The following is a 21103-nucleotide window of genomic DNA, read 5'->3' on the forward strand; positions in this document are numbered from 1 at the left end:
ACGTTGCCAGGCACGCAGAAAAGAGGACAGCAGAGATGCTGTCTTTTTTTGTTGTTCAAAATGTCGGTAATAGAAAGCTTAATCGCACCCTGCAAAACTGTCATTCGATTTGGCAGGGTAAGTAAATGTCCCAATTGTACCCTGGTAAACTGTAAAACGATTTGCGAGGGTAAGCAACCGTCTGAATCGTACCCTGTAAAACCGTAAATCGATATTAGAGGGTAAGCAAAGTCTCAAATCGTACCCTCTAAAACCGTCAATCGATATCAGAGGGTAATCAAGCAGCTTGGAACCTACCCCTACACACTCTGCTCCCTCATCTGATTCAAAAAGGTCAGTGCCATCTGGGGTATTTTATCCTTTGTGGCTTCAAGGAAACGGACGATGAAGACATAGTCATCCTGGGAATGGCTGAGCATCAGTTCGTACCACCACTCTGTTTCATATCTTGAGATCATGCTGAGATTGTACAGCAGGAGATAGTGCGCAAGAAACTCAGGCAGACCGGCCAGATCATTCAGCGATGCCGGCAGAGTGTACGTGCAGGTCTGCTGGTTATATAAAAAGGGCGGGCTGCTGAAAGCGTTAAAAGACCCCGGCAGAAGCAATGAGATAACCTCATTTGTCTCACCGGCTTTATCAAGCTGAAAGTGATGCTGCAAATAGTCAGTCATCCTCTCCGGTGTCATGTGAAAGGAAACTGCCGCATCTTTCGGAAGATGAATGTGTTGATCGTTCACCTGAATTTCGATATGTATGTCTTTTTGTTTATGCATTTTAAACAGATCACCGAGCTCTGGCACTCTCTTCAAAAGCTCGTGCATGGAGTACTTGTCATTCTCCACGTGCTGAAGGCTGTAAAGATGGGAGGCAGCATGGGCAAACAGGCCGTTCCTTTGTATTTTCACTTCGTCCTGCAGAAAACGGTAGTGCTGTTTTTTGCGTTTGCGTGAAGATACTCCGTGTGCAAGGACAGAGGATGCAGCAGGGTATTCCGGATCTTTTGTCAGGATGCAGGCCTTGATGAGCTGGGCCATTCCGTAGAAAAGCAGCATGGGCTTTACGGGCAGTGACGCGTTTTCAGCTGAGAGATAAAAGTTTTCTGCATGCTTCAGATGGTACACAAACGGGTAGCTGTTTTGATAAGAGAGTTCTGCCGGCAGTGACTGGCTGGATTTTTGATAACATTTTTCCAGGAATTTTTGGACTGTTTCTGTTGTTTGGTAGGATTTAAGCTGATTCCACGCGTTTGCTGCAGTCACTTTGCAGACCTCCTTATTGTCGAAATTTTTAAACTCTTTTACCTGTTCTTGACAGTGGGTAGGCAAGTTGTTAATCTACTAATAATATTTTGCCGTAAAGAGGGGGATTTCATGATGTGGGAAAGTAAATTTGTTAAAGAAGGTTTGACGTTTGACGATGTATTGCTTGTTCCGGCTAAATCTGAAGTACTGCCAAGGGATGTAGATTTAAGTGTCAGCTTAACACCGACTCTTAAGCTTAATATTCCGATTATCAGTGCAGGCATGGATACGGTGACGGAAGCTCAGCTTGCGATTTCAATGGCAAGACAGGGCGGCATGGGCATTATCCACAAAAACATGTCCATTGAGCAGCAGGCAGAACAGGTTGATAAGGTAAAGCGTTCTGAACGGGGTGTCATTACAAACCCATTCTTTTTAACTCCTGACCACCAGGTATATGATGCTGAGCATTTGATGGGTAAATACCGCATTTCAGGTGTTCCAGTCGTCAACAATGAAGACGAGCAAAAGCTTGTCGGCATCATTACAAACCGGGATATGCGTTTTATTCAGGATTTCTCCATCAAGATCTCAGAGGTTATGACAAAAGATAACCTTGTAACGGCAGCTGTCGGAACAACGTTAAAGGATGCAGAGAGCATTCTTCAAAAACACAAAATCGAAAAACTTCCTCTTGTTGATGATGAAGGTGTTTTAAAAGGATTAATTACGATTAAAGATATTGAAAAAGTCATCGAGTTCCCAAACTCTGCAAAAGATGAACATGGCCGCCTTCTTGTAGGTGCAGCCGTAGGTGTTACGTCAGATACGATGACCCGCGTTAGAAAACTTGTGGAAGCCAATGTTGATGCGATTGTAGTTGATACTGCACACGGTCATTCAAAAGGCGTTCTCGACATGGTCAAAACGATCAGAAGCGAGTTCCCTGAACTGAATATTATCGCCGGAAACGTGGCGACTGCAGAAGCGACAAGAGCTCTTGCTGAAGCCGGAGCGAACGTTGTAAAAGTCGGAATCGGACCTGGATCAATCTGTACAACACGTGTTGTGGCAGGCGTAGGTGTTCCTCAGATCACGGCTGTATACGATTGTGCGACAGAAGCAAGAAACCTCGGCATTACTATTATCGCAGACGGCGGCATTAAATATTCAGGCGACATCGTAAAAGCACTTGCCTCAGGCGGACATGCTGTTATGCTCGGAAGTCTTCTTGCAGGCACATCTGAAAGCCCCGGCGAAACAGAGATCTACCAAGGCAGACGCTTTAAAGTCTACCGCGGCATGGGGTCTGTCGGCGCCATGGAAAAAGGAAGCAAGGACCGCTACTTCCAGGAAGACAACAAGAAGTTTGTTCCGGAAGGCATTGAGGGCAGAACGCCTTATAAAGGACCTCTTTCAGATACGATTTATCAGCTTGTCGGGGGCATCCGCTCAGGCATGGGCTACTGCGGAACAGCCAATCTTGAAGAGCTTCGCGAAAACACCCAGTTTGTCCGCATGACCGGCGCAGGTCTGCGCGAAAGCCATCCGCATGATGTGCAAATTACAAAAGAATCACCTAACTACTCGTTATCATAAGATTTTTAGGCCGTTTGACCTGAAATGTAATACAATGTTCAATCTTTAGGACAGAGTCTCAGACTCTGTCTATTTTTTTTAATCATAGTGTGATAAAATCGACTTTGTTGTTTGTAAATAAGGTCAATAATTAAATAAAAAAATAGATAAAAAACGGTGGAGGTTATGAAGTTGAGCAACATGAAAGTAAAATGCCTGCTGTCTGTTTTTCTTGCAGCTGTTCTGGCAGTGACTGCAGTATTGCCGGGTGCAGGAGCAAAAGCGGCAGAGAACGATCCAGTTGGAGTAAATGCAAAAGGAGCCATTTTAGTAGAGGCATCTACAGGAAAGATCCTGTACGGCAAAAATGCCGATGAGCTTCTGCCGATCGCAAGTATGGCAAAAATCATGACAGAATACCTTGTCCTTGAAGCTGTAAACGAAGGAAAAATCAAGTGGGATCAAACCTATACACCGAGTGACTATGTTTACCGCATCTCCCAAAACCGCAGCCTCTCAAATGTTCCATTGCGAAAAGACGGTACATACAATGTGAAAGAGCTTTATGAAGCAATGAGCATTTACTCTGCGAACGGTGCAGCGATTGCACTTGCAGAGATTGTTTCCGGATCAGAATCAAATTTTGTAAAACTTATGAATGAAAAGGCAAAAGATCTAGGTCTTAAAAACTTCGAGTTTGTAAACTCCACTGGCTTGGAAAATGGAGATCTTGCAGGCATGCATCCTGATGGAACAGCAGAGGATGCTGAAAATAAAATGTCTGCGCGCGACATGGCGCTTCTTTCCCAGAAGCTGATCAATGATTATCCGGAAGTGCTTGAAACAGCAAGCATTCCAAGAAAAACCTTCAGAGAAGGAACAGATGATGCGATTAAAATGGATAACTGGAACTGGATGCTTGAAGGTCTTCTATTTGAAACAGAAGGCGTTGACGGCCTGAAAACAGGTTCTACGAAATCTGCAGGATCATCTTTTACTGCCACAGCAGAGCGAAATGATATGCGTGTCATTACGGTTGTGTTAAATGCACAGGGCAGCGGAGATCTTCACACACCGCGCTTTAAAGAAACGAAAAAGATGATTGATTATGCATACAATAACTTCAAGATGGAAGAAGTTTATCCTGAAAACTATCAAATCAAAGACAAATCAAACCTTTCTGTTGTGAAAGGAAAAGAAAAAGAAGTGGCTGTTGCAACAAATGAACCGTTATCTTTAGTTGTTAAAAACGGCGAAAAAAATGCGTATAAGCCAAACTACGTTTTTGATGAGAAAAAAGTAAATGCTGAAAATGAAGTCCAGGCGCCGGTGAAAAAAGGCGAAAAGATCGGCTCTATGACCGTTCAATACAGCGGTGAAGGCCAGGATCTTGGCTTCCTGGAAGAAAAAAGCGAAGCAAGCGTTGACCTTGTCACAAAGAGCAGCGTTGAAAAAGCGAACTGGTTTGTCCTTTCCATGAGAGGAATCGGAGGATTCTTTGCAGGATTATGGGGCACAGTGACAGATACAGTAACCGGCTGGTTTTAAAGGAAAGAGATTTGCTCATATCGGGCAAATCTCTTTTTTTACAATAATTTCTTTTAAAGGAAATATGACAGCCGTTTGTTTGAAATGTTACTATTATTCCGTTAATTTTGATAGGATTTTTTGATAACTTAGTTTAGAATAAGCTATATGTGCTAGATCAATTTTTATCTATTACGAGGGGGATATAGAATGAACAATACAGGTACTGACCGCGTAAAGCGCGGCATGGCAGAAATGCAAAAAGGCGGCGTCATCATGGACGTTGTGAACGCTGAACAGGCTAAAATTGCTGAGGAAGCAGGCGCAGTTGCCGTTATGGCGCTTGAGCGCGTTCCTGCGGATATCCGCGCAGCAGGCGGAGTTGCCCGCATGGCAGATCCGACAATTGTTGAAGCGGTTATGGGAGCAGTATCCATTCCTGTTATGGCAAAAGCGCGCATCGGACATATTGTAGAAGCACGCGTATTAGAAGCTATGGGTGTTGATTATATCGATGAAAGTGAAGTATTGACTCCTGCTGATGAAGAATATCACTTGAACAAGCGCGACTTCACTGTACCGTTTGTCTGCGGATGCCGCGATTTAGGCGAAGCGACAAGACGTATTGCAGAAGGAGCTTCTATGCTCCGCACAAAAGGCGAGCCGGGAACAGGCAACATTGTTGAGGCTGTCCGCCACATGCGCAAAGTAAATGGACAAGTACGCAGAATCGCAAGCATGAGCACAGACGAGCTGATGACAGAAGCGAAGCTGTTAGGTGCGCCTTATGAGCTTCTTCTTCAAATTAAACATGAAGGACGCCTTCCGGTAGTTAACTTTGCAGCAGGCGGAGTGGCAACACCTGCAGATGCTGCTCTTATGATGCAGCTTGGTGCTGACGGAGTATTTGTCGGATCTGGTATCTTCAAGTCAGAAAATCCTGCTAAATTTGCACGTGCGATTGTTGAAGCAACAACTCACTTTGAAGATTATGAGTTGATTGCAAGCCTTTCTAAAGGTCTTGGAACGGCAATGAAAGGCATCGAGATCTCAACACTGCTTCCTGAAAACAGAATGCAGGAGCGCGGCTGGTAATCATAAAGGAGTAGAAGAGTCATGCTTAAAATTGGTGTACTTGGCCTTCAGGGTGCCGTCAGAGAGCACATCCGCTCCATTGAGGAAAGCGGAGCTGAAGGGATCGTTGTCAAACGGACTGAGCAGCTTGATGAGCTTGACGGTCTGATAATTCCGGGCGGTGAAAGCACAACCATGCGACGCCTGATTGATAAATACGGATTCATGGGTCCCTTAAAAACGTTTGCTGCACAAGGAAAACCGATGTTCGGAACGTGTGCAGGCCTTATTCTTCTTGCGAAAAACATTGTCGGATATGAAGAAGGCCATCTTGGTGTCATGGATGTAACCGTCGAACGGAATTCCTTCGGGCGTCAGCGCGACAGTTTTGAAGCGGAGCTTAACATCACGGATGTAGCAGAAGACTTCACCGGCGTTTTCATCAGAGCTCCTCATATTGTGGAGGTTGGAGAGGACGTTGAGATCCTTTCTAAACACGATGGACGCATTGTCGCTGCAAGACAGGGCCAGTTCCTCGGCTGCTCCTTCCATCCGGAATTAACGGATGATCACAGGATGACAGGTCTTTTTGTCCGCATGGCGGAACAGGCAAAAGAAAAATTAAGCGTATAAAACCCTTGCAACCGTACCAAACTTGTAGTAAATTATGAATTACTTAAATAAGCACAACGTGATGACAGGAACCAGTAGCAAGTGTTTCTTTCCAAAGAGAGCCGGTGGTCGGTGCGAACCGGTGTGAGATCCTTGTGAATCCATCCTTGAATGATGTATTGAAATCTTCGGAGACTAGATATGTCCGGAACAGGCCGTTATCCTGCTAAGAGGAAGGCGCAGGATTCTGTCTTCAATTAGGGTGGCAACGCGGATACAACTTCCGTCCCTTTACCGGGGACGGGAGTTTTTTATTTGTAAAAAAAGATAAAAGGAGTTTTTAGGATGCTGGATATTAAGTACTTGCGGGCTAATTTTGAAGAGGTAAAAGAAAAGCTCTCTCATCGAGGAGAGGATTTAGGCGACTTTGCCAAATTTGAAGAGCTTGACCAAAAACGCCGTGATCTGATTTCTGAGGTTGAGGTTTATAAAAGCAAACGCAACGAGGTTTCCGGCCAAATTGCCGTCATGAAGCGCGAAAAGCAGGATGCCGATCACCTGATTAAAGAGATGCGTGAAGTTGGCGACAAGGTGAAGGAAATGGATGAAGAGCTCAGACAAGTAGAAGCTGAGCTTGAAAACCTGATGCTGTCTATCCCGAACATTCCCCACGAAAGTGTGCCGGTCGGTGAAACGGAGGATGATAACATTCTTCACCGCGAGTGGGGCGAAGTTCCGTCATTTGCATACGAGCCGAAGCCTCACTGGGATGTAGCCGACCATTTGGGAATCCTTGATTTTGAACGTGCAGGAAAAGTAACAGGAAGCCGCTTTGTTTTTTACAAAGGTCTTGGTGCCCGTCTTGAGCGTGCGCTGATTAGCTTCATGCTTGATCTTCATATTGATGAGCACGGCTATACGGAAGTTCTTCCTCCGTACATCGTCAACAGAGCGAGCATGACGGGTACAGGCCAGCTTCCTAAGTTTGAAGAAGATGCTTTCAAGATTGCAGACGAGGATTATTTCCTGATTCCGACGGCTGAAGTCCCGGTGACAAACATGCACCGCGAGGAAATCATGTCTGCCGATCAGCTTCCGATCAATTATGCAGCATACAGCTCTTGCTTCCGTTCTGAAGCAGGTTCTGCGGGAAGAGATACAAGAGGTCTGATCCGCCAGCATCAATTTAACAAAGTAGAGCTTGTAAAATTCGTAAAACCTGAAGACTCTTACGATGAGCTTGAAAAACTGACAGGACACGCTGAAAAAGTTCTGCAGCTTCTCGGACTTCCGTACCGCGTTCTTAGAATGTGCACAGCTGACCTCGGATTTACGGCTGCGAAAAAATACGATATTGAAGTATGGATTCCGAGCCAGGAAACATACCGCGAAATTTCTTCTTGCAGTAACTTTGAGGCGTTCCAGGCACGCCGTGCAGGCATCCGCTTCAGACGTGAGCCTAAAGGGAAACCTGAATTTGTTCATACACTGAACGGTTCAGGACTTGCGATCGGGCGCACGGTTGCAGCGATTCTCGAAAATTACCAGCAGGAAGATGGAACAGTCATCATCCCTGAAGTTCTTCGTCCGTACATGGGTAACAGAGAAGTTCTATCAAGATAATGGTTTGTCATACCGGAGGGCCCAAAACAGCCGTTTTGGCCCTCTGATTTTTTTTGAAAAAAGTTTTTTAGAAACGTTGACAGGCATATTTTCTATATGATATATTAATTCTTGTCAGTACGGAGGTATACCCAAGTCTGGCTGAAGGGATCGGTCTTGAAAACCGACAGGGGGGTCAAACCCCGCGGGGGTTCGAATCCCTCTACCTCCTCCATTTAAAATATGAATTCCGGTTATTACGCGCATAATAATTGGAGATTGTTGATAAAGCCCGCTGCTTCTGCAGCGGGCTTTTTGTATCTATTCAATGTTTTGTTCAGAGTTTAGGCGGGTTCGCTATCAAAGAACAGTAAAGCCTGTAATGGAACACACACTAAAAACATAAATCTCCGATGGCACTCCGATAATACTGACTGTTGTAAAGAATGCAAGACAGCCGCACACGTTTAAAACGACCAGGTTATTAAGACCCGTCAGTCCGTCAACGAGCAAGCTGACATTCAAACCGAATCTTGAGGCAAATAAAAGGTCTTCTGCTATGTTTTCTGCACAGCATCCGCAGCAGCACGTTCTCTTTTTCCTGTCCAAAGAATTCTGGCATGCCGCCCCAGCGCTCTGCAGGAAGCTGAACTCAGGGCTGCCGGCAGCAGCACTCACCCCTGCTGTTTTACAAATCTGAACGGTCGTATTTGGCCGGGGGGCAAGTTGACCCAGTCCCCGGAATGTAAAAGATCCGCATTCGTTTACACCTGTAATAATCTGATCTCTAAAGGGGTTGACCAGCGATGGGGAACCAGTCAGATAAATATCAATACCGGTAGTATCTTCTGCTGTAGTTTGAAAGACCCTCAGGCTTTCAAGCAGTGCAGCCAAATCTCTTGTGCAGCAGTCGCAGTCATCATTGCATTTTTTCACTTTTTTACTGCCCGAGCATCCACAGTCTCTCTTTTTTTTGCAATCCTTGCATGTACAGCCCTTCTCGCAGTATTCTTTCAAAGGTTTTTTCTCCTTTTCGCAGCAGCAAGTCACATTTACCGTAACACCGCTGACATCAGTTGTGATGGTCTGGTTGTTAGTCAGAGGAGAATTATTGGTGTGCCCTCCTATTGTTTGTGCTCCCTGAGTCTGATCTCCATGGCGCTGCCGCTGAGTCTGACTTTCAAGCGTTTGCTCCTGATTAGGATTTAAAATAGGATTTTGATTGGCATTTTGCTGCAGGTCCTGTTCAGTTCCTTCAAGAAACGGATTTTGCATAACTGTCTGAGACTCATCCTGGGTCTGCCCGGTCTGGTCCTTTTCTTGGAATTGATCCATTCTATGCCCGGATTTTACGGATTTATTAAAGTTTACCTTCCCCATGTCTCGCTTCTCCTTTTTAAATACCAGCATTCATCTATTAAGATATTCACCTGTATCGCACAAGTGCAGGAGTAAGGAGCAGTTAGGTTTTTGCCTGCAATTCGGCAACAAAAAAAGCCTTTCGAAAAAGGCTTAAATCGGTTATTTTTTCAGCAGTCTGGTCTGCTCAATAAAATGGGCAACGCGCTCCACGATTGGCTCGATGGAACCTTCATCATTCATGATGTCGTAGTCATTGATGTTCAGGCGCAGCACCGGGCACGCATTGAAGTTGTTGATCCAGTCTTCATAGCGGCGGTGCATTTCTTCCCAGTAGGCAACGGGTGTCTGCTGCTCCATCGGGCGTCCGCGCTCTTTAATGCGGGACAGAATGTCGTCAAGGCTGCCTTCGAGGTAAATCAGAAGGTCAGGGTGAGGGAAGTAAGGCGTCATGACCATCGCATCGAAAAGATTCGTGTAGGTTTCATAATCAACTTCTGTCATCGTCCCTTTTTCGTAGTGCATCTTTGCGAAAATGCCTGTGTCTTCATAAATGGAACGGTCCTGAATAAATCCGCCGCCATATTCAAAGATGCGCTTTTGCTCTTTGAAGCGTTCTGCGAGGAAGTAGATTTGCAGGTGGAAGCTCCATCTTTCAAAATCTGCGTAAAACTTATCAAGATACGGATTTGTATCTACTTTTTCAAATGAGGTGCGGAAATTCAGGGCATTTGCAAGCGCATTGGTCATCGTCGACTTGCCGACGCCGACAGTGCCCGCTATAGTAATCACAGCATTGTTCGGTATGCTGTATTTTTCTCTCAAATTCATTTAGCTTTAGCTCCTTCGTGTAAAGATTCATCCAGACGCTTAAAGATAAAGGCCAAATCTTTTTCGTTTTGGACAAAATCAAGCTCGTCCCCGCTGAACCTCAGTACAGGGATGGACGGGTGTTCCTTTTCCCATTGCGACATGGCCACCTCATAATCCTCGGACAGCTGCTTCAGGTATCCCGGTTCTATCTTTTTCTCGATCTCTCTTCCGCGCTTGTCGATTCTCGCGAGGAGCGTCTCAAGACTTGCATCCAAGTATATGATCAAGTTTGGTTTTGGCATGTCGCTTGTCAAAATGGAATATATATCGAGGTATTTATCGTATTGTTCTTTTTTAAGAGTGCGCTTTGCAAAAATGAGGTTTTTATAGATATGGTAATCTGCCACAACCGGCTGACTCTTTTTCAAAAACAACTGTGCAATATCTTCTAGCTGCTTATATCGGTTACAGAGGAAGAACATTTCTGTCTGGAAGCTCCACTCTTCGATGTTTTCATAAAATTTGCCGAGAAACGGATTTTCATCCACAATTTCTTTCAGCAAATGAAAGTGATAGTGTTCTGCTATCGCCTTTGCAAGTGAAGTTTTCCCTACGCCAATTGGTCCTTCCACAGTAATAAACGGTACGCCATTCATCACGTGTCCTCCTACGCAAAAAAATCTATCAAAACAGACAAATTTCATTGTATCACAGTGTTAATAGGAAAAGAGCGGGCATTTCCCAAAAAAGAAAAGTTTCCAATTATCCTGCCATGGAAAGGAGGGAATTATGCCGGTCCGCATCACTGCAGAAAAGCGTTGTAGCTTTACTTTGAACTCTTGCCTCGTCTGTTTCATTTTCCGTATGATAGATTCGGAATAGTACTAATATTCATAAAATGGAGGGATTTTTATGCGTGAGGAAACAGTTGCAATGGATGCAGTGACAGAGGATTTTTTTCCGGTAAAAGATGTTGATTATTTGGAAATGTATTCAGGAAATGCCAAGCAGTCTGCGCATTATTTCTGTACGGCTTTCGGATTTAAGCTTGTCGCCTACTCCGGTCTTGAAACCGGCAACAGAGAGACAGTCTCCTACGTCCTGCAGCAGCAAAAGGTCCGTCTGATTATTACAGGTTCTTTGAATGATACCTCACGTGTGGCTGAATTTGTTAAAAAACATGGTGACGGAGTAAGGGATATTGCCCTTGTCGTGGATGATGTTGAAAAGGCTTACAGAGGGGCTGTTGAGCGCGGAGCCATTTCGATCAGCCCTCCATTTGAATTAAAGGACGACCATGGAATGGTAAAAAAAGCCGTCATCGGCACCTACGGGGACACCATTCATTCTCTTATTGAGAGAAAAGAGTACAAGGGTGTTTTTATGCCGGGGTATGAAAAAGCAGAAATGAAGTTTCCTTATACAGAAGCCGGCATCATCGGGGTTGATCATGTCGTTGGAAACGTAGAAAGCATGCAGGAATGGGTTTCCTATTATGAGAAAGTCATGGGCTTCAAGGAAATGAGGCATTTCACGGATTCGGATATCAGCACAGAATATTCTTCTCTTATGTCAAAAGTGATGCACAATGGCGGAAGGATCAAGTTTCCGATTAACGAGCCGGCTGAAGGTAAACGAAAATCTCAAATCCAGGAATACCTTGAGTTCTTCAAAGGACCGGGCGTGCAGCATCTGGCTGTTTTAACGGAGGATATTGTTTCGACAGTTGCAATCTTGAAGAAAAACGGTGTTGAGTTCCTGAATACTCCCGATACGTACTATGAAACGCTGAGCGAGCGGGTAGGGGATATAGACGAAGAAATTGATAAGCTGAAAGAACTGAACATCCTGGTAGACCGTGATGATGAAGGATATCTGCTGCAGATCTTCACAAAGCCGATTGTCGACCGTCCAACGGTTTTCATTGAAGTCATTCAGAGAAAAGGGGCAAAAGGTTTCGGAGACGGAAACTTCAAAGCGCTCTTTGAGTCGATTGAAAGAGAGCAGGAGCGGCGGGGAAATCTGTAAACGCGGAAGGTGATGGAAATGGATGTAATGCCTGACTCGCTCCATTGGAAAGATGCCTATAAGCTCATGATCGGTTCGATTTTGCCGCGGCCGATTGCGTTTGTTTCTACATTAGATGAAAGCGGAACGGCCAATCTCGCACCGTTCAGCTTTTTCACGGCGATCTCAGCAGAACCGATGATGGTCTGTTTTTCTCCCATGAGAAGGGGAACAGACGGAACGAAAAAAGATACACTTCTTAACATTGAACAGACGAAAGAGTTTGTGATTAATATCGTCAGCGAAGAGATTGGCGAACAGATGAATCTGTGTGCCGGAGAATTCCCGCGGGATGCGGACGAATTTGAGGAGAGCGGGCTGACGAAAATAAGCAGCGCGGCTGTTTCGCCTCCAAGGGTAAAGGAGAGCCTCGTCCACTTGGAGTGCATTCTTCATGACGTCCTTCACTTTGGAGAGCATGCCGGGGCCGGAAGTCTTGTGATCGGCAAGGTCGTTCACGTCCATGTTGACGATGCCCTTTTCTATGACGGCAAAATTGATACAGGGAAGCTGAACCCGATTGGCCGGCTGGCAGGGAATCAATATACAAAGCCGATGAGTGACACATTTGAAATAGTCAGAAGGTGATGGGATGAAATTTGTGACCTTTCAAACGGGTGATCAACAACTAAGGGCAGGATGGATACAGGGAGATCTGATCATTGATATGCATGCGGCAAGCGGGGGGTATTTGCCTCGGGATCTTCTCCGTCTGATAGCGGACTATGAACGGTATGCTGATTTCATCAGGAGTCTTAAACCATTTCGTGCCGGGGATGCAGGGGTTTATGAGCTTGAGGAGGAAAGGCTTGCAGCTCCGCTTCCAATGCCGCTGAGCATCCGTGATTTTTATGCGTTTGAGGAGCACGTGAAAACAGCACGGGGGAAAAGAGGGCTTGACGTTGTGCCTGAATGGTATCAGTTTCCGGTTTTTTATTTTTCGAATCACCTGGCTGTTAAAGGGCCGGGAGATGCCATCGAAGTTCCTCCCGGCTGCGGGGCTTTGGATTATGAGCTTGAGATTGCCTGCGTGATTGGAAAAGAAGGCCGTGATATTCCGGCTGAGCGTGCAGGTGAGTATATATTCGGGTATTGTATCATGAACGACTGGAGTGCGCGCGATCTGCAGCAGGCAGAGATGAAAGTCGGCCTCGGTCCTGCAAAGGGAAAGGATTTTGCGACCTCGCTCGGTCCTTTTCTTGTAACCGCGGATGAATTCGGACCAAAGCTTGATCTCGAGATGAAAGCAGCTGTTAATGGTAAGCAGCTCTCAAGCGGCAACGTACGGGATTGCTATTATTCGTTTGGCGAAATGATTGAACGGGCATCAGCCGGGGTGACGCTTTATCCGGGAGAAATCATTGGTTCAGGCACTGTGGGCACAGGCTGCATTCTTGAGCTTGGTGAAGAGGTGCACCGCTATTTGAAGCCTGGAGATGAAGTCGAACTGACAATAGAGGGCCTTGGTTCTCTGAAAAACAAAATCACAGCTAAAAGCAGGTGAGAGGATGTATTACCGGACTCTTGGCACAATCCCGCATAAGAGGCACACAATGTTTAAAAAAGAAGACGGCAGCCTGTACAGGGAACAGGTGATGGGAACGAAAGGCTTTTCAGGTGTCCAGTCGATTCTCTATCATCATTACATGCCGACTGAAGTGGTGAAATCTGAGCTGCTGCAGCCGTGCATGCCGGAATACGAAGAGACAGATTCATTAAAGCACAGGCACTTTTTCACAGATGCTATGACAGAGAAGGGGGATGCCCTGAGTGCCAGGGAGTATCTTCTGGGAAATGACGATCTTTTAATCGGCGTCATCAAAGCAGATAAGCCCATGTCCTCTTTTTACCGCAACGGAGATGGCGACGAGCTGTTTTTTGTCCACGAAGGGAGCGGAAAAGTGGAGACGATGTTCGGTGTGATCACCTATCGTTCAGGAGATTACATCTCGATTCCCATCGGGACAATTTACAGAATTCAGCCTGAGACAGAGACAGCATTTCTCCTCGTTGAGTCGTGCAGTCAGATTACGACGCCGAAGCGGTACAGAAACGAGTACGGACAGCTGCTTGAGCACAGCCCGTTTTGCGAGAGGGATTTTCGCGGCCCTGAGGAACTCATTACCTTTGATGAGCGGGGAGAGTTTGAAGTACTGACAAAATCAAGAGGATATATGCACAGGCACATCCTGGGACATCACCCTTTTGATGTCGTCGGGTGGGACGGCTATTTGTATCCATGGGCGTTTAACATTGAAGATTTTGAGCCGATTACAGGCCGGATTCATCAGCCGCCTCCGGTTCACCAGACATTTGAAGGGCACAATTTTGTTGTCTGTTCCTTTGTACCGCGGATGTACGACTATCATCCGGAGAGCATTCCGGCTCCTTATTATCACAGCAATGTGAACAGCGATGAGCTTCTCTACTATGCAGAAGGTAATTTTATGAGCAGAAAAGGAATCAAGCGGGGATCGATCACGCTGCATCCGAGCGGCATTCCCCATGGCCCTCATCCAGGAAAGACAGAAGCGAGCATCGGAAAAAAAGAAACCCTGGAGCTTGCTGTCATGATTGATACATTCCGGCCGCTTAAGGTTGTAAAGAAAGCACGGGAGATTGAAGACAAAGACTATATGTATACATGGGTTGAATAGGAAAGCAATCAGAAAAAGCAGCCGGGCGGCTGCTTTTTAACGTTTCACGACCTCGAAATTGTCGGTAATCAAAAGCCAGTTCTGCGGGAAGGAAAGTCCGAGCTTCCAATAACTCATGCCGCGGAGCTTCAGTTCCTTCATCAGGTCAAATTTCGCCTGGATGGAGCGTGCGTCTTCAAACCAGACTTCATGTTCTTTGCCGTCCTCTGCACGGTAATTGAAGTGCGGCGCCTGAGCTTTCATATCATATTGAATCGGGACGTTATACCGGCTTGCGAGACGGATGGCCTGCTGCGGGCTTATGGCTTTTGCAAACTGTCCCCCCGGCTTAAACGGAAGCGTCCAGTCATAGCCGTAAAGATTCTGCCCCATCATGACCTTTCCCGCAGGAATTTCTGTAAGCGTATAGTCGAGCACTTCACGGACAGGGCCTATCGGAGACACTGCCATAGGAGGTCCCCCGCTGTATCCCCATTCATATGTCATGACGACGACAAAATCGACAATTTCCCCATGAGCCTTGTAGTCATGGGCTTCATACCACTTGCCTTTTTGATCTGCACTTGTTTTCGGTGCAAGAGCGGTTGAAATCAGCCATCCTTCTTTCTTGAATCTTGCTTTTGCTTTTTTCAAAAAGCGATTATAGGCTTCTCTGTCTGCCGGACGCAAATATTCCATGTCAAAATGAATATCCCTGAATCCGTATTTCTTTGCTGTCGCAACAATATTGTTTAAAAGCTTATTCTGGACATCCTGATTGTTGAGAACAATCCGTCCGATTTCATCACTGAAGCCGTCATCATCCAGGTTCGTTACGATCATCATCAGGGTGACTTTGTTTTTCTTTGCGATATTGGCAAAGTCATTTAATAGAGGTTCTTTCAGCGTCCCGTCTTTTTGGATGCGGAAGCTGAAAGGGCCGAGATACGTTAAATAAGGAGCTGCTTCTCTGGCGCTTTCCTCCAGATTCGGGCTGACCTGATTGCCGGACGGCTCTATATAGGCGTTAAACTCTGCTTTTGGTTTAGGGCGTTCGGGAACATAGAGCCTGAATCCGATCTGAAGCTGGGTGTTGAGCTGGATCCCGTTTATTTCTGCAAGCTCTTTTGGGGTGGTGCCGAACTTTTTGCTGATGGACCATAGGGTATCGCCGGGCTGCACCCAGTAGAAACGACCCCTGATCGGAATAACAATAGTTTGGCCGACGACAAGCTGGCCGGGATTTGGGATCTCGTTTGTCTGTATGATCTCTTCGGCAGTCGTGCTGTACGCCTGGGCAATGCCGTATAATGTTTGTCCTTCCCGGACAATATGTATCTGCATATTGAATCCCCTCACTCATTCGTCATACTTTCTCTGTTACATCCTATGAGGAAATGAGCGGGAGCATGTTATATTTTTATATGAGGGGAAGCGGATATATCCGCCTGCAGGACATTCTTCATCATCCGCAGGGCATATTCGTTGTCATGCTTATCATTTGATGCAATGCAGTCTGCCGGCACGGAAAGCTGATAGCCTCGCATATAGGCATCATTGGCTGAAAAGAGGACGCAAATGTTTCCGGCAATGCCTGTTAAAATGAGATGCTTCACTTGAAGGTGATCAAGGAGTACATTTAATGCAGTTCCGTAAAAGGCGGAGTGCATTGGCTTGATTAAAAAATAGTCGGTATCATCCGGATAGAGCTGGTCGATAATCGGTTTGCTCCGTTCATTTGTGCAGGTCTCCGATATCTTTTGAAAATCGGCCTGCCATAATTTATAATGATCATTTATATAGACGACAGGAACATTTTGCTGCTGCAGCTTCTTTTTCAGAGTATAAATGTTTTGCGACACTGTTTTTGCTTCAGCGGCGAGCGTTTCGCCGTGCTCAAAATCGAAATTGTTTATCATATCAATAATCAGCAGGGCACAGGCTGCTTTTTTATCCAAAGCCATTCACTCCTTTACTAAACCTAGCTTGTGCCAACCTGCCTGAATCTATAAGGAGCACATAATGGATAAAGATCAGATGTACATGGAACTGGCGGTAAAAGAAGCGCTTAAGGCGAAAGCCATTGGAGAGGTGCCGATTGGTGCTGTTATTGTTCTGAACGATGAAGTGATTGGCACAGGATATAACTTGAGAGAAACGGACCAGCGCTCAATTGCCCATGCCGAGATGATTGCCATCGATGAAGCATGCAGACGGACAGGGTCATGGAGACTGGAAGATGCGACAATGTACGTTACTCTTGAACCTTGTCCGATGTGTGCAGGTGCGATTGTGCTCTCAAGAGTGAAGCGGGTCGTGTACGGCGCGGCAGATCCGAAGGGCGGCTGTGCCGGAACACTGATGAATCTTCTGGATGAAAGCAGATTTAATCATCAGTCAGAAGTAACCCGCGGTGTACTTGAAGAAGAATGCGGGCGTCTGCTCAGTGATTTTTTCAGAGAACTGCGTGAAAAGAAAAAAGCGCTGAAGGCTTCTTCAAAAAATTTACAGTAGCTGGAGATTGCAATTTTCGGTAAAACCTTATATACTAGGTTATGCGTCGTACTAAACGGCGCACCTAAACCAGGTATCAATTTTGCCGTGCTAAGCGGGGAGGTAGCGGTGCCCTGTACTCGCAATCCGCTCTAGCGAGGCCGAATCCCTTTCCCGAGGTTAGCTGTCTGTAGGGTCTGCCTTAAGTAAGTGGTGTTGACGTCTGGGTCCTGCGCAATGGGAATCCATGAACCATGTCAGGTCCGGAAGGAAGCAGCATTAAGTGGAATCTCTCATGTGCCGCAGGGTTGCCTGGGCCGAGCTAACTGCTTAAGTAACGCTTATGGGCACTAATCGACGGAAGGTGCACGGCAGTTTAACTTATAATAATCAGCTCATCCTGATGAAGGGATGGGTTTTTTATTTTTTTCAAAAAGGGGTCAGTTCCGCACTGCATTAAAGCAGTGCGGGACTGACCCCTTTTTGGGCTTTGTAAATTCCTGTTTCCATAAGGTATAATAGAAAGGATGAATTTGAAGGAGGGCGTTATGTGAGTTATCAGGCTTTATACCGTGTTTGGCGGCCGCAGCAATTTCATGATGTCGTAGGTCAAGAACATATTACCAGAACGCTTCAAAATGCCCTGCTGCAAGATAAATTCTCGCACGCGTATCTTTTTTCCGGGCCGAGGGGAACGGGTAAAACGAGCGCTGCCAAGATTTTCGCCAAAACAGTCAACTGTGAAAAAGCGCCAGCTGCAGAGCCGTGCAATGAATGCTCAGCATGCCGGGGAATCACAGATGGCTCTATTTCTGATGTAATTGAAATTGACGCTGCTTCAAACAACGGAGTAGATGAAATCCGGGATATCCGGGATAAAGTAAAATATGCACCATCATCGGTTAAATATAAAGTCTATATCGTCGATGAGGTTCACATGCTTTCAATAGGCGCGTTCAATGCCCTGTTAAAGACGCTTGAAGAGCCTCCGAAACATGTCATCTTTATTCTGGCGACAACAGAACCCCACAAAATTCCTCTCACCATCATTTCAAGGTGCCAGCGGTTTGATTTTAAACGGATCACGGCAGCTTCAATTGTGGGAAGGATGCAGGAGATTATTGATGATCAGAAGATAATCGCAGACCAGTCTGCACTTCAGGTCATTGCAAGCGCTGCAGACGGAGGAATGCGTGATGCGCTCAGTCTGCTTGATCAGGCGATATCCTTCAGTGATGAAAAAGTGACGCTTGATGATGCCCTGCTCATTACAGGCTCTGTATCCCAGGCGATGATTGGAAACCTGATTCATTCCATGCATGAAAAAGATGTATCGAGTGCGCTGCAGACACTCGATGAGCTGATGAACCAGGGGAAGGATGCATCGAAGCTTACAGAAGACTTTATCTACTATTACAGGGATCTGCTCCTCTACCAGACAGCTCCGCAGCTTGAAGAGGTACTTGAAAGAGTGACGGCTGATGATCAGTTTGTCAGCCTGTCGAAAGAAATTCAGACTGATGCCATCTACCATGCGATTGATGTGCTGAACAAGAGCCAGCAGGAAATGAAATGGACAAACCATCCGCGCATCTTCCTTGAGGTTGCCATTGTGAAGCTTTCAGAGTTTGAGGGCAAAGGCAGAGCGGGCAGCGAAGGCGGAGGCGGCGATTACAGCGAGCTTCAGGCCATGGTGAAGAAATTGTCCGGGGAACTTGAACTCCTGAAAAAGCAGGGTGTGCCACAAAGCGGGCAGCAGCAGGCTCAGCAGGGAGAGCAAAAAGCATCTAAGACAATCCGCGGCGGATATAAAGTCCCTTCAGGCCGGATTCAGGAAATCCTGAAAGATGCAACAAAGCCAAACCTTGCTGCCATTAAGGGCAAGTGGGGAGAACTCCTTGAAGAGCTCCGAAGACAAAATAAAGTATCCCATGCAGCTCTTCTGACGGACAGTGAACCTGTCGCAGCATCAGAGACTGCGTTTGTGCTAAAATTTAAATATGAAATCCACTGCAAGATGGTGGCGGACGATAATAACGGTGTCCGCAGCAATATGGAAGCCATTTTGCTTTCTCTTACAGGACGGACCTTGGAAATGGTTGGCGTTCCTGAGCAGGAATGGGGTAAAATAAGAGAGGATTACATACGTGATCAGCGTCAGAATGATGACGGCAATACCCCTGATGAAAACGAGGACCCGCTGATCGCCGAGGCGAAAAAATTAGTGGGTGCAGACCTCATTGAAATAAAAGACTGATTTGGAGGAGATTATTAATGAACCGTGGCGGAATGGGAAACATGCAGAAAATGATGAAACAAATGCAGAAAATGCAGAAAGACATGGCAAAAGCACAGGAAGAGCTTGTAACAAAAACGATTGAAGGATCTGCAGGCGGCGGGATGGTAACTGTGACGATCAACGGCAACAAAGAAGTCACCGATGTAAACATCAAACCGGAAGTCGTGGACCCGGATGACATCGAAATGCTTCAGGACCTTGTGCTTGCAGCTACAAACGATGCACTCAAAAAAATGGATGATCTGACGAACGAAACAATGGGCAAATTCACAAAAGGCATGAACTTGCCAGGCATGTTCTAGGAGGAATGGGATGCATTATCCAGAGCCTATATCAAAGCTGATTGACAGCTTTATGAAATTGCCAGGAATCGGCCCCAAAACGGCGGTCCGCCTGGCTTTTTTCGTCCTGAACATGAAGGAAGACGTCGTTTTGGATTTTGCAAAAGCGCTTGTTAATGCAAAAAGGAATCTGACGTACTGCTCTGTATGCGGACATATCACAGATCAGGACCCTTGCTACATTTGCGAGGATCAAAGAAGAGATAAATCTGTGATTTGTGTCGTGCAGGACCCGAAAGATGTCATTGCCATGGAAAAAATGAAAGAATACACAGGTCTTTATCATGTCCTTCAAGGAGCCATTTCTCCAATGGACGGAATTGGTCCGGAGGATATTAAGATTCCTGAACTGCTTAAAAGGCTGCAGGATGATTCTGTCCAGGAAATCATACTGGCGACCAATCCCAACATCGAGGGAGAAGCGACGGCTATGTATATCTCAAGGCTTTTGAAGCCTGCGGGGATTAAAATGACGAGAATCGCACACGGTCTTCCTGTGGGAGGAGACCTGGAATACGCAGATGAAGTGACACTCTCTAAAGCGCTTGAAGGCAGACGGGAGCTTTAAAACAGGAGGAAGGGGAATATTTCAATGTTTTTTCGCAAAAAAGGCTGGCTCAGAAAAGAATATGATCAGCTGCTTATTGACGACCTCCTCCATATGAAAAGTGAATGGAATCACAGAAAGCAGCTTGTCGACAAAAGCGTGGAGCCCTCGCCGGAAATCCTTTATGAACTTAAGGTTTCCCAGTCCAAATACTTCTTCTTATTAAGAGAAGCCAAGAAAAGAAATATCACCATCGGAAAGAAATAGCTTGTTCTATTTTTTCCATCCTTTCATAGATATGTAGAAAGTAACGATGAAAGTGAGTGGTGGAATGGAACCTGTATATGTTTTTTCCATTCTTGGAGGCATCATCGTTCTGCTTCTTGTGGCAGGAGCCCCGATGAAGTCGATGAGGTGGATCGGGCAGACGATGGCTAAGATTGTTGTAGGCGCATTGTTTCTATTTTTTATTAATGCATTCGGTACAAGCATTGACCTGCACATTCCTATTAACTGGACAACAGCAGCCATCTCGGGCTTGCTTGGATTGCCTGGAGTGGCGGCGCTTATCGTAATCAAAATGGTGATCTTAACGTAGAACGGGCAAAATAAACTGCCTGTTCTATTTTTTTTGTTGACACCCTGATGGCACGGTGGTATATTAATAAACGTCGCTGATGACATTAACAAAAACTTCTTCAAAAAAGTTATTGACTTAATAGGACATCGCGTGATATATTAAGGAGGTCGCTTCAAGACGATGCGACATCAAAAGTTCTTTGAAAACTAAACAAAACCAAAAGCGTACCAAACGTTTTAAATTTTTAAGTCAGCAACATTTATGAGTCACAAATTTTCTTCGGAGAGTTTGATCCTGGCTCAGGACGAACGCTGGCGGCGTGCCTAATACA

Annotated in this window: 21 protein-coding genes, 1 tRNA gene, 1 other RNA gene and 1 other annotated feature; of the genes, 17 read left to right on the plus strand and 6 right to left on the minus strand. The window is 45.9% G+C overall.

Translation table 11 applies throughout. The features are described 5' to 3' along the window. Positions 1 to 299: 299 nt before the first annotated feature. Positions 300 to 1262 carry a YaaC family protein gene (locus ACTSEZ_RS21095; protein ID WP_369736182.1) on the minus strand — a complete coding sequence of 321 codons (963 nt, stop codon included), beginning with the start codon at positions 1260 to 1262 and terminating at the stop codon, positions 300 to 302. Between the two features lie 114 nt (positions 1263 to 1376). Here ACTSEZ_RS21095 and guaB point away from each other — a divergent pair, with 114 nt between their 5' ends. The 6 genes from guaB (at position 1377) to ACTSEZ_RS21125 (ending at position 7872) form a co-directional block, all read left to right on the plus strand. After that, positions 1377 to 2843 carry an IMP dehydrogenase gene (gene guaB / locus ACTSEZ_RS21100; protein WP_369736199.1) on the plus strand — a complete coding sequence of 489 codons (1467 nt, stop codon included), beginning with the start codon at positions 1377 to 1379 and terminating at the stop codon, positions 2841 to 2843. Between the two features lie 171 nt (positions 2844 to 3014). After that, complete coding sequence (locus ACTSEZ_RS21105; protein WP_369736183.1) at positions 3015 to 4370, plus strand: serine hydrolase; 1356 nt, start codon at positions 3015 to 3017, stop codon at positions 4368 to 4370. A 189-nt stretch (positions 4371 to 4559) separates the two neighbouring features. Continuing rightward, complete coding sequence (gene pdxS / locus ACTSEZ_RS21110) at positions 4560 to 5444, plus strand: pyridoxal 5'-phosphate synthase lyase subunit PdxS (protein WP_029566299.1); 885 nt, start codon at positions 4560 to 4562, stop codon at positions 5442 to 5444. Positions 5445 to 5465: 21 nt separating this feature from the next. Then, positions 5466 to 6056, plus strand: coding sequence for a pyridoxal 5'-phosphate synthase glutaminase subunit PdxT (pdxT, locus tag ACTSEZ_RS21115; RefSeq protein ID WP_369736184.1), 591 nt, complete (start codon positions 5466 to 5468; stop codon positions 6054 to 6056). 52 nt (positions 6057 to 6108) lie between these two features. Next, positions 6109 to 6329 (plus strand) — a binding site (T-box leader). Positions 6330 to 6380: 51 nt separating this feature from the next. Beyond that, positions 6381 to 7658: a serine--tRNA ligase gene (serS, locus tag ACTSEZ_RS21120; protein WP_369736185.1), complete on the plus strand. Its 1278-nt coding sequence runs from the start codon at positions 6381 to 6383 to the stop codon at positions 7656 to 7658. 121 nt (positions 7659 to 7779) lie between these two features. After that, a tRNA-Ser gene (locus ACTSEZ_RS21125) sits at positions 7780 to 7872 on the plus strand. Between the two features lie 125 nt (positions 7873 to 7997). On the opposite strand, the gene ACTSEZ_RS21130 is transcribed toward ACTSEZ_RS21125, so the two are convergent. The 3 genes from ACTSEZ_RS21130 to ACTSEZ_RS21140 form a co-directional block, all read right to left on the minus strand. Further along, positions 7998 to 9017 (minus strand): hypothetical protein, encoded by a 1020-nt coding sequence (locus ACTSEZ_RS21130; protein ID WP_369736186.1) that lies wholly within the window; start codon positions 9015 to 9017, stop codon positions 7998 to 8000. 141 nt (positions 9018 to 9158) lie between these two features. Then, complete coding sequence (locus ACTSEZ_RS21135; RefSeq protein ID WP_029286435.1) at positions 9159 to 9827, minus strand: deoxynucleoside kinase; 669 nt, start codon at positions 9825 to 9827, stop codon at positions 9159 to 9161. Then, positions 9824 to 10465 carry a deoxynucleoside kinase gene (locus ACTSEZ_RS21140; protein ID WP_369736187.1) on the minus strand — a complete coding sequence of 214 codons (642 nt, stop codon included), beginning with the start codon at positions 10463 to 10465 and terminating at the stop codon, positions 9824 to 9826. The genes ACTSEZ_RS21135 and ACTSEZ_RS21140 overlap by 4 nt, the downstream gene beginning before the upstream one ends. Before the next feature lie 256 nt (positions 10466 to 10721). On the opposite strand from ACTSEZ_RS21140, the gene hppD reads away from it, so the two are divergent. Genes hppD through ACTSEZ_RS21160 form a run of 4 tightly spaced genes read left to right on the plus strand, consistent with a single transcriptional unit; the run spans position 10722 to position 14533 of the window. Beyond that, positions 10722 to 11837: a 4-hydroxyphenylpyruvate dioxygenase gene (gene hppD, locus ACTSEZ_RS21145; RefSeq protein ID WP_369736188.1), complete on the plus strand. Its 1116-nt coding sequence runs from the start codon at positions 10722 to 10724 to the stop codon at positions 11835 to 11837. 18 nt (positions 11838 to 11855) lie between these two features. Then, positions 11856 to 12464: a flavin reductase family protein gene (locus ACTSEZ_RS21150; RefSeq protein WP_369736189.1), complete on the plus strand. Its 609-nt coding sequence runs from the start codon at positions 11856 to 11858 to the stop codon at positions 12462 to 12464. 4 nt (positions 12465 to 12468) lie between these two features. Then, a complete protein-coding gene (locus ACTSEZ_RS21155; RefSeq protein ID WP_369736190.1) occupies positions 12469 to 13380 on the plus strand; it encodes a fumarylacetoacetate hydrolase family protein in 912 nt (303 codons plus the stop codon). A gap of 4 nt (positions 13381 to 13384) precedes the next feature. Further along, positions 13385 to 14533 (plus strand): homogentisate 1,2-dioxygenase, encoded by a 1149-nt coding sequence (locus ACTSEZ_RS21160; protein ID WP_369736191.1) that lies wholly within the window; start codon positions 13385 to 13387, stop codon positions 14531 to 14533. 36 nt (positions 14534 to 14569) lie between these two features. Here ACTSEZ_RS21160 and ACTSEZ_RS21165 read toward each other — a convergent pair whose 3' ends face one another. Together ACTSEZ_RS21165 and ACTSEZ_RS21170 are read right to left on the minus strand one after the other, a co-directional pair. After that, entirely contained in the window at positions 14570 to 15856 is a 1287-nt protein-coding gene (locus ACTSEZ_RS21165) for a glycoside hydrolase family 18 protein (protein ID WP_369736192.1), read from the minus strand. A 68-nt stretch (positions 15857 to 15924) separates the two neighbouring features. Then, positions 15925 to 16470, minus strand: a complete 546-nt coding sequence (locus ACTSEZ_RS21170; protein WP_369736193.1) for a cysteine hydrolase family protein — start codon at positions 16468 to 16470, stop codon at positions 15925 to 15927. A 64-nt stretch (positions 16471 to 16534) separates the two neighbouring features. Between ACTSEZ_RS21170 and tadA the strand changes: the two genes are divergently transcribed. The 7 genes from tadA to ACTSEZ_RS21205 all read left to right on the plus strand — a co-directional run bounded on the left by tadA (position 16535) and on the right by ACTSEZ_RS21205 (position 20790). Next, positions 16535 to 17026 (plus strand): tRNA adenosine(34) deaminase TadA, encoded by a 492-nt coding sequence (gene tadA / locus ACTSEZ_RS21175; RefSeq protein ID WP_369736194.1) that lies wholly within the window; start codon positions 16535 to 16537, stop codon positions 17024 to 17026. Positions 17027 to 17111: 85 nt separating this feature from the next. Beyond that, positions 17112 to 17377: signal recognition particle sRNA large type (gene ffs / locus ACTSEZ_RS21180), an RNA gene on the plus strand. 178 nt (positions 17378 to 17555) lie between these two features. Then, positions 17556 to 19262: a DNA polymerase III subunit gamma/tau gene (gene dnaX / locus ACTSEZ_RS21185; RefSeq protein WP_369736195.1), complete on the plus strand. Its 1707-nt coding sequence runs from the start codon at positions 17556 to 17558 to the stop codon at positions 19260 to 19262. A gap of 17 nt (positions 19263 to 19279) precedes the next feature. Continuing rightward, positions 19280 to 19606, plus strand: a complete 327-nt coding sequence (locus tag ACTSEZ_RS21190; RefSeq protein WP_369736196.1) for a YbaB/EbfC family nucleoid-associated protein — start codon at positions 19280 to 19282, stop codon at positions 19604 to 19606. A gap of 10 nt (positions 19607 to 19616) precedes the next feature. Continuing rightward, positions 19617 to 20213 (plus strand): recombination mediator RecR, encoded by a 597-nt coding sequence (gene recR / locus ACTSEZ_RS21195; protein ID WP_029286413.1) that lies wholly within the window; start codon positions 19617 to 19619, stop codon positions 20211 to 20213. A gap of 24 nt (positions 20214 to 20237) precedes the next feature. Further along, positions 20238 to 20459: a YaaL family protein gene (locus tag ACTSEZ_RS21200; RefSeq protein WP_369736197.1), complete on the plus strand. Its 222-nt coding sequence runs from the start codon at positions 20238 to 20240 to the stop codon at positions 20457 to 20459. 64 nt (positions 20460 to 20523) lie between these two features. Continuing rightward, positions 20524 to 20790 carry a pro-sigmaK processing inhibitor BofA family protein gene (locus tag ACTSEZ_RS21205; protein WP_369736198.1) on the plus strand — a complete coding sequence of 89 codons (267 nt, stop codon included), beginning with the start codon at positions 20524 to 20526 and terminating at the stop codon, positions 20788 to 20790. Positions 20791 to 21103 lie beyond the last annotated feature (313 nt).

The sequence above is a fragment of the Metabacillus mesotrionivorans genome, from assembly GCF_052171315.1.
Classification (GTDB): Bacteria; Bacillota; Bacilli; order Bacillales; family Bacillaceae; genus Bacillus_P.

What these genes read in the sequence shown, in the direction of transcription:
- guaB (WP_369736199.1), top strand. Translation starts at nt 1,377, where the DNA reads ATGTGGGAAAGTAAATTTGTTAAAGAAGGTTTGACGTTTGACGATGTA.
- pdxS (WP_029566299.1), top strand. Translation starts at nt 4,560, where the DNA reads ATGAACAATACAGGTACTGACCGCGTAAAGCGCGGCATGGCAGAAATG.
- pdxT (WP_369736184.1), top strand. Translation starts at nt 5,466, where the DNA reads ATGCTTAAAATTGGTGTACTTGGCCTTCAGGGTGCCGTCAGAGAGCAC.
- serS (WP_369736185.1), top strand. Translation starts at nt 6,381, where the DNA reads ATGCTGGATATTAAGTACTTGCGGGCTAATTTTGAAGAGGTAAAAGAA.
- ACTSEZ_RS21130 (WP_369736186.1), bottom strand. Translation starts at nt 9,017, where the DNA reads ATGGGGAAGGTAAACTTTAATAAATCCGTAAAATCCGGGCATAGAATG.
- ACTSEZ_RS21135 (WP_029286435.1), bottom strand. Translation starts at nt 9,827, where the DNA reads ATGAATTTGAGAGAAAAATACAGCATACCGAACAATGCTGTGATTACT.
- ACTSEZ_RS21140 (WP_369736187.1), bottom strand. Translation starts at nt 10,465, where the DNA reads ATGAATGGCGTACCGTTTATTACTGTGGAAGGACCAATTGGCGTAGGG.
- hppD (WP_369736188.1), top strand. Translation starts at nt 10,722, where the DNA reads ATGCGTGAGGAAACAGTTGCAATGGATGCAGTGACAGAGGATTTTTTT.
- ACTSEZ_RS21150 (WP_369736189.1), top strand. Translation starts at nt 11,856, where the DNA reads ATGGATGTAATGCCTGACTCGCTCCATTGGAAAGATGCCTATAAGCTC.
- ACTSEZ_RS21155 (WP_369736190.1), top strand. Translation starts at nt 12,469, where the DNA reads ATGAAATTTGTGACCTTTCAAACGGGTGATCAACAACTAAGGGCAGGA.
- ACTSEZ_RS21160 (WP_369736191.1), top strand. Translation starts at nt 13,385, where the DNA reads ATGTATTACCGGACTCTTGGCACAATCCCGCATAAGAGGCACACAATG.
- ACTSEZ_RS21165 (WP_369736192.1), bottom strand. Translation starts at nt 15,856, where the DNA reads ATGCAGATACATATTGTCCGGGAAGGACAAACATTATACGGCATTGCC.
- tadA (WP_369736194.1), top strand. Translation starts at nt 16,535, where the DNA reads ATGGATAAAGATCAGATGTACATGGAACTGGCGGTAAAAGAAGCGCTT.
- ACTSEZ_RS21190 (WP_369736196.1), top strand. Translation starts at nt 19,280, where the DNA reads ATGAACCGTGGCGGAATGGGAAACATGCAGAAAATGATGAAACAAATG.
- recR (WP_029286413.1), top strand. Translation starts at nt 19,617, where the DNA reads ATGCATTATCCAGAGCCTATATCAAAGCTGATTGACAGCTTTATGAAA.
- ACTSEZ_RS21200 (WP_369736197.1), top strand. Translation starts at nt 20,238, where the DNA reads ATGTTTTTTCGCAAAAAAGGCTGGCTCAGAAAAGAATATGATCAGCTG.
- ACTSEZ_RS21205 (WP_369736198.1), top strand. Translation starts at nt 20,524, where the DNA reads ATGGAACCTGTATATGTTTTTTCCATTCTTGGAGGCATCATCGTTCTG.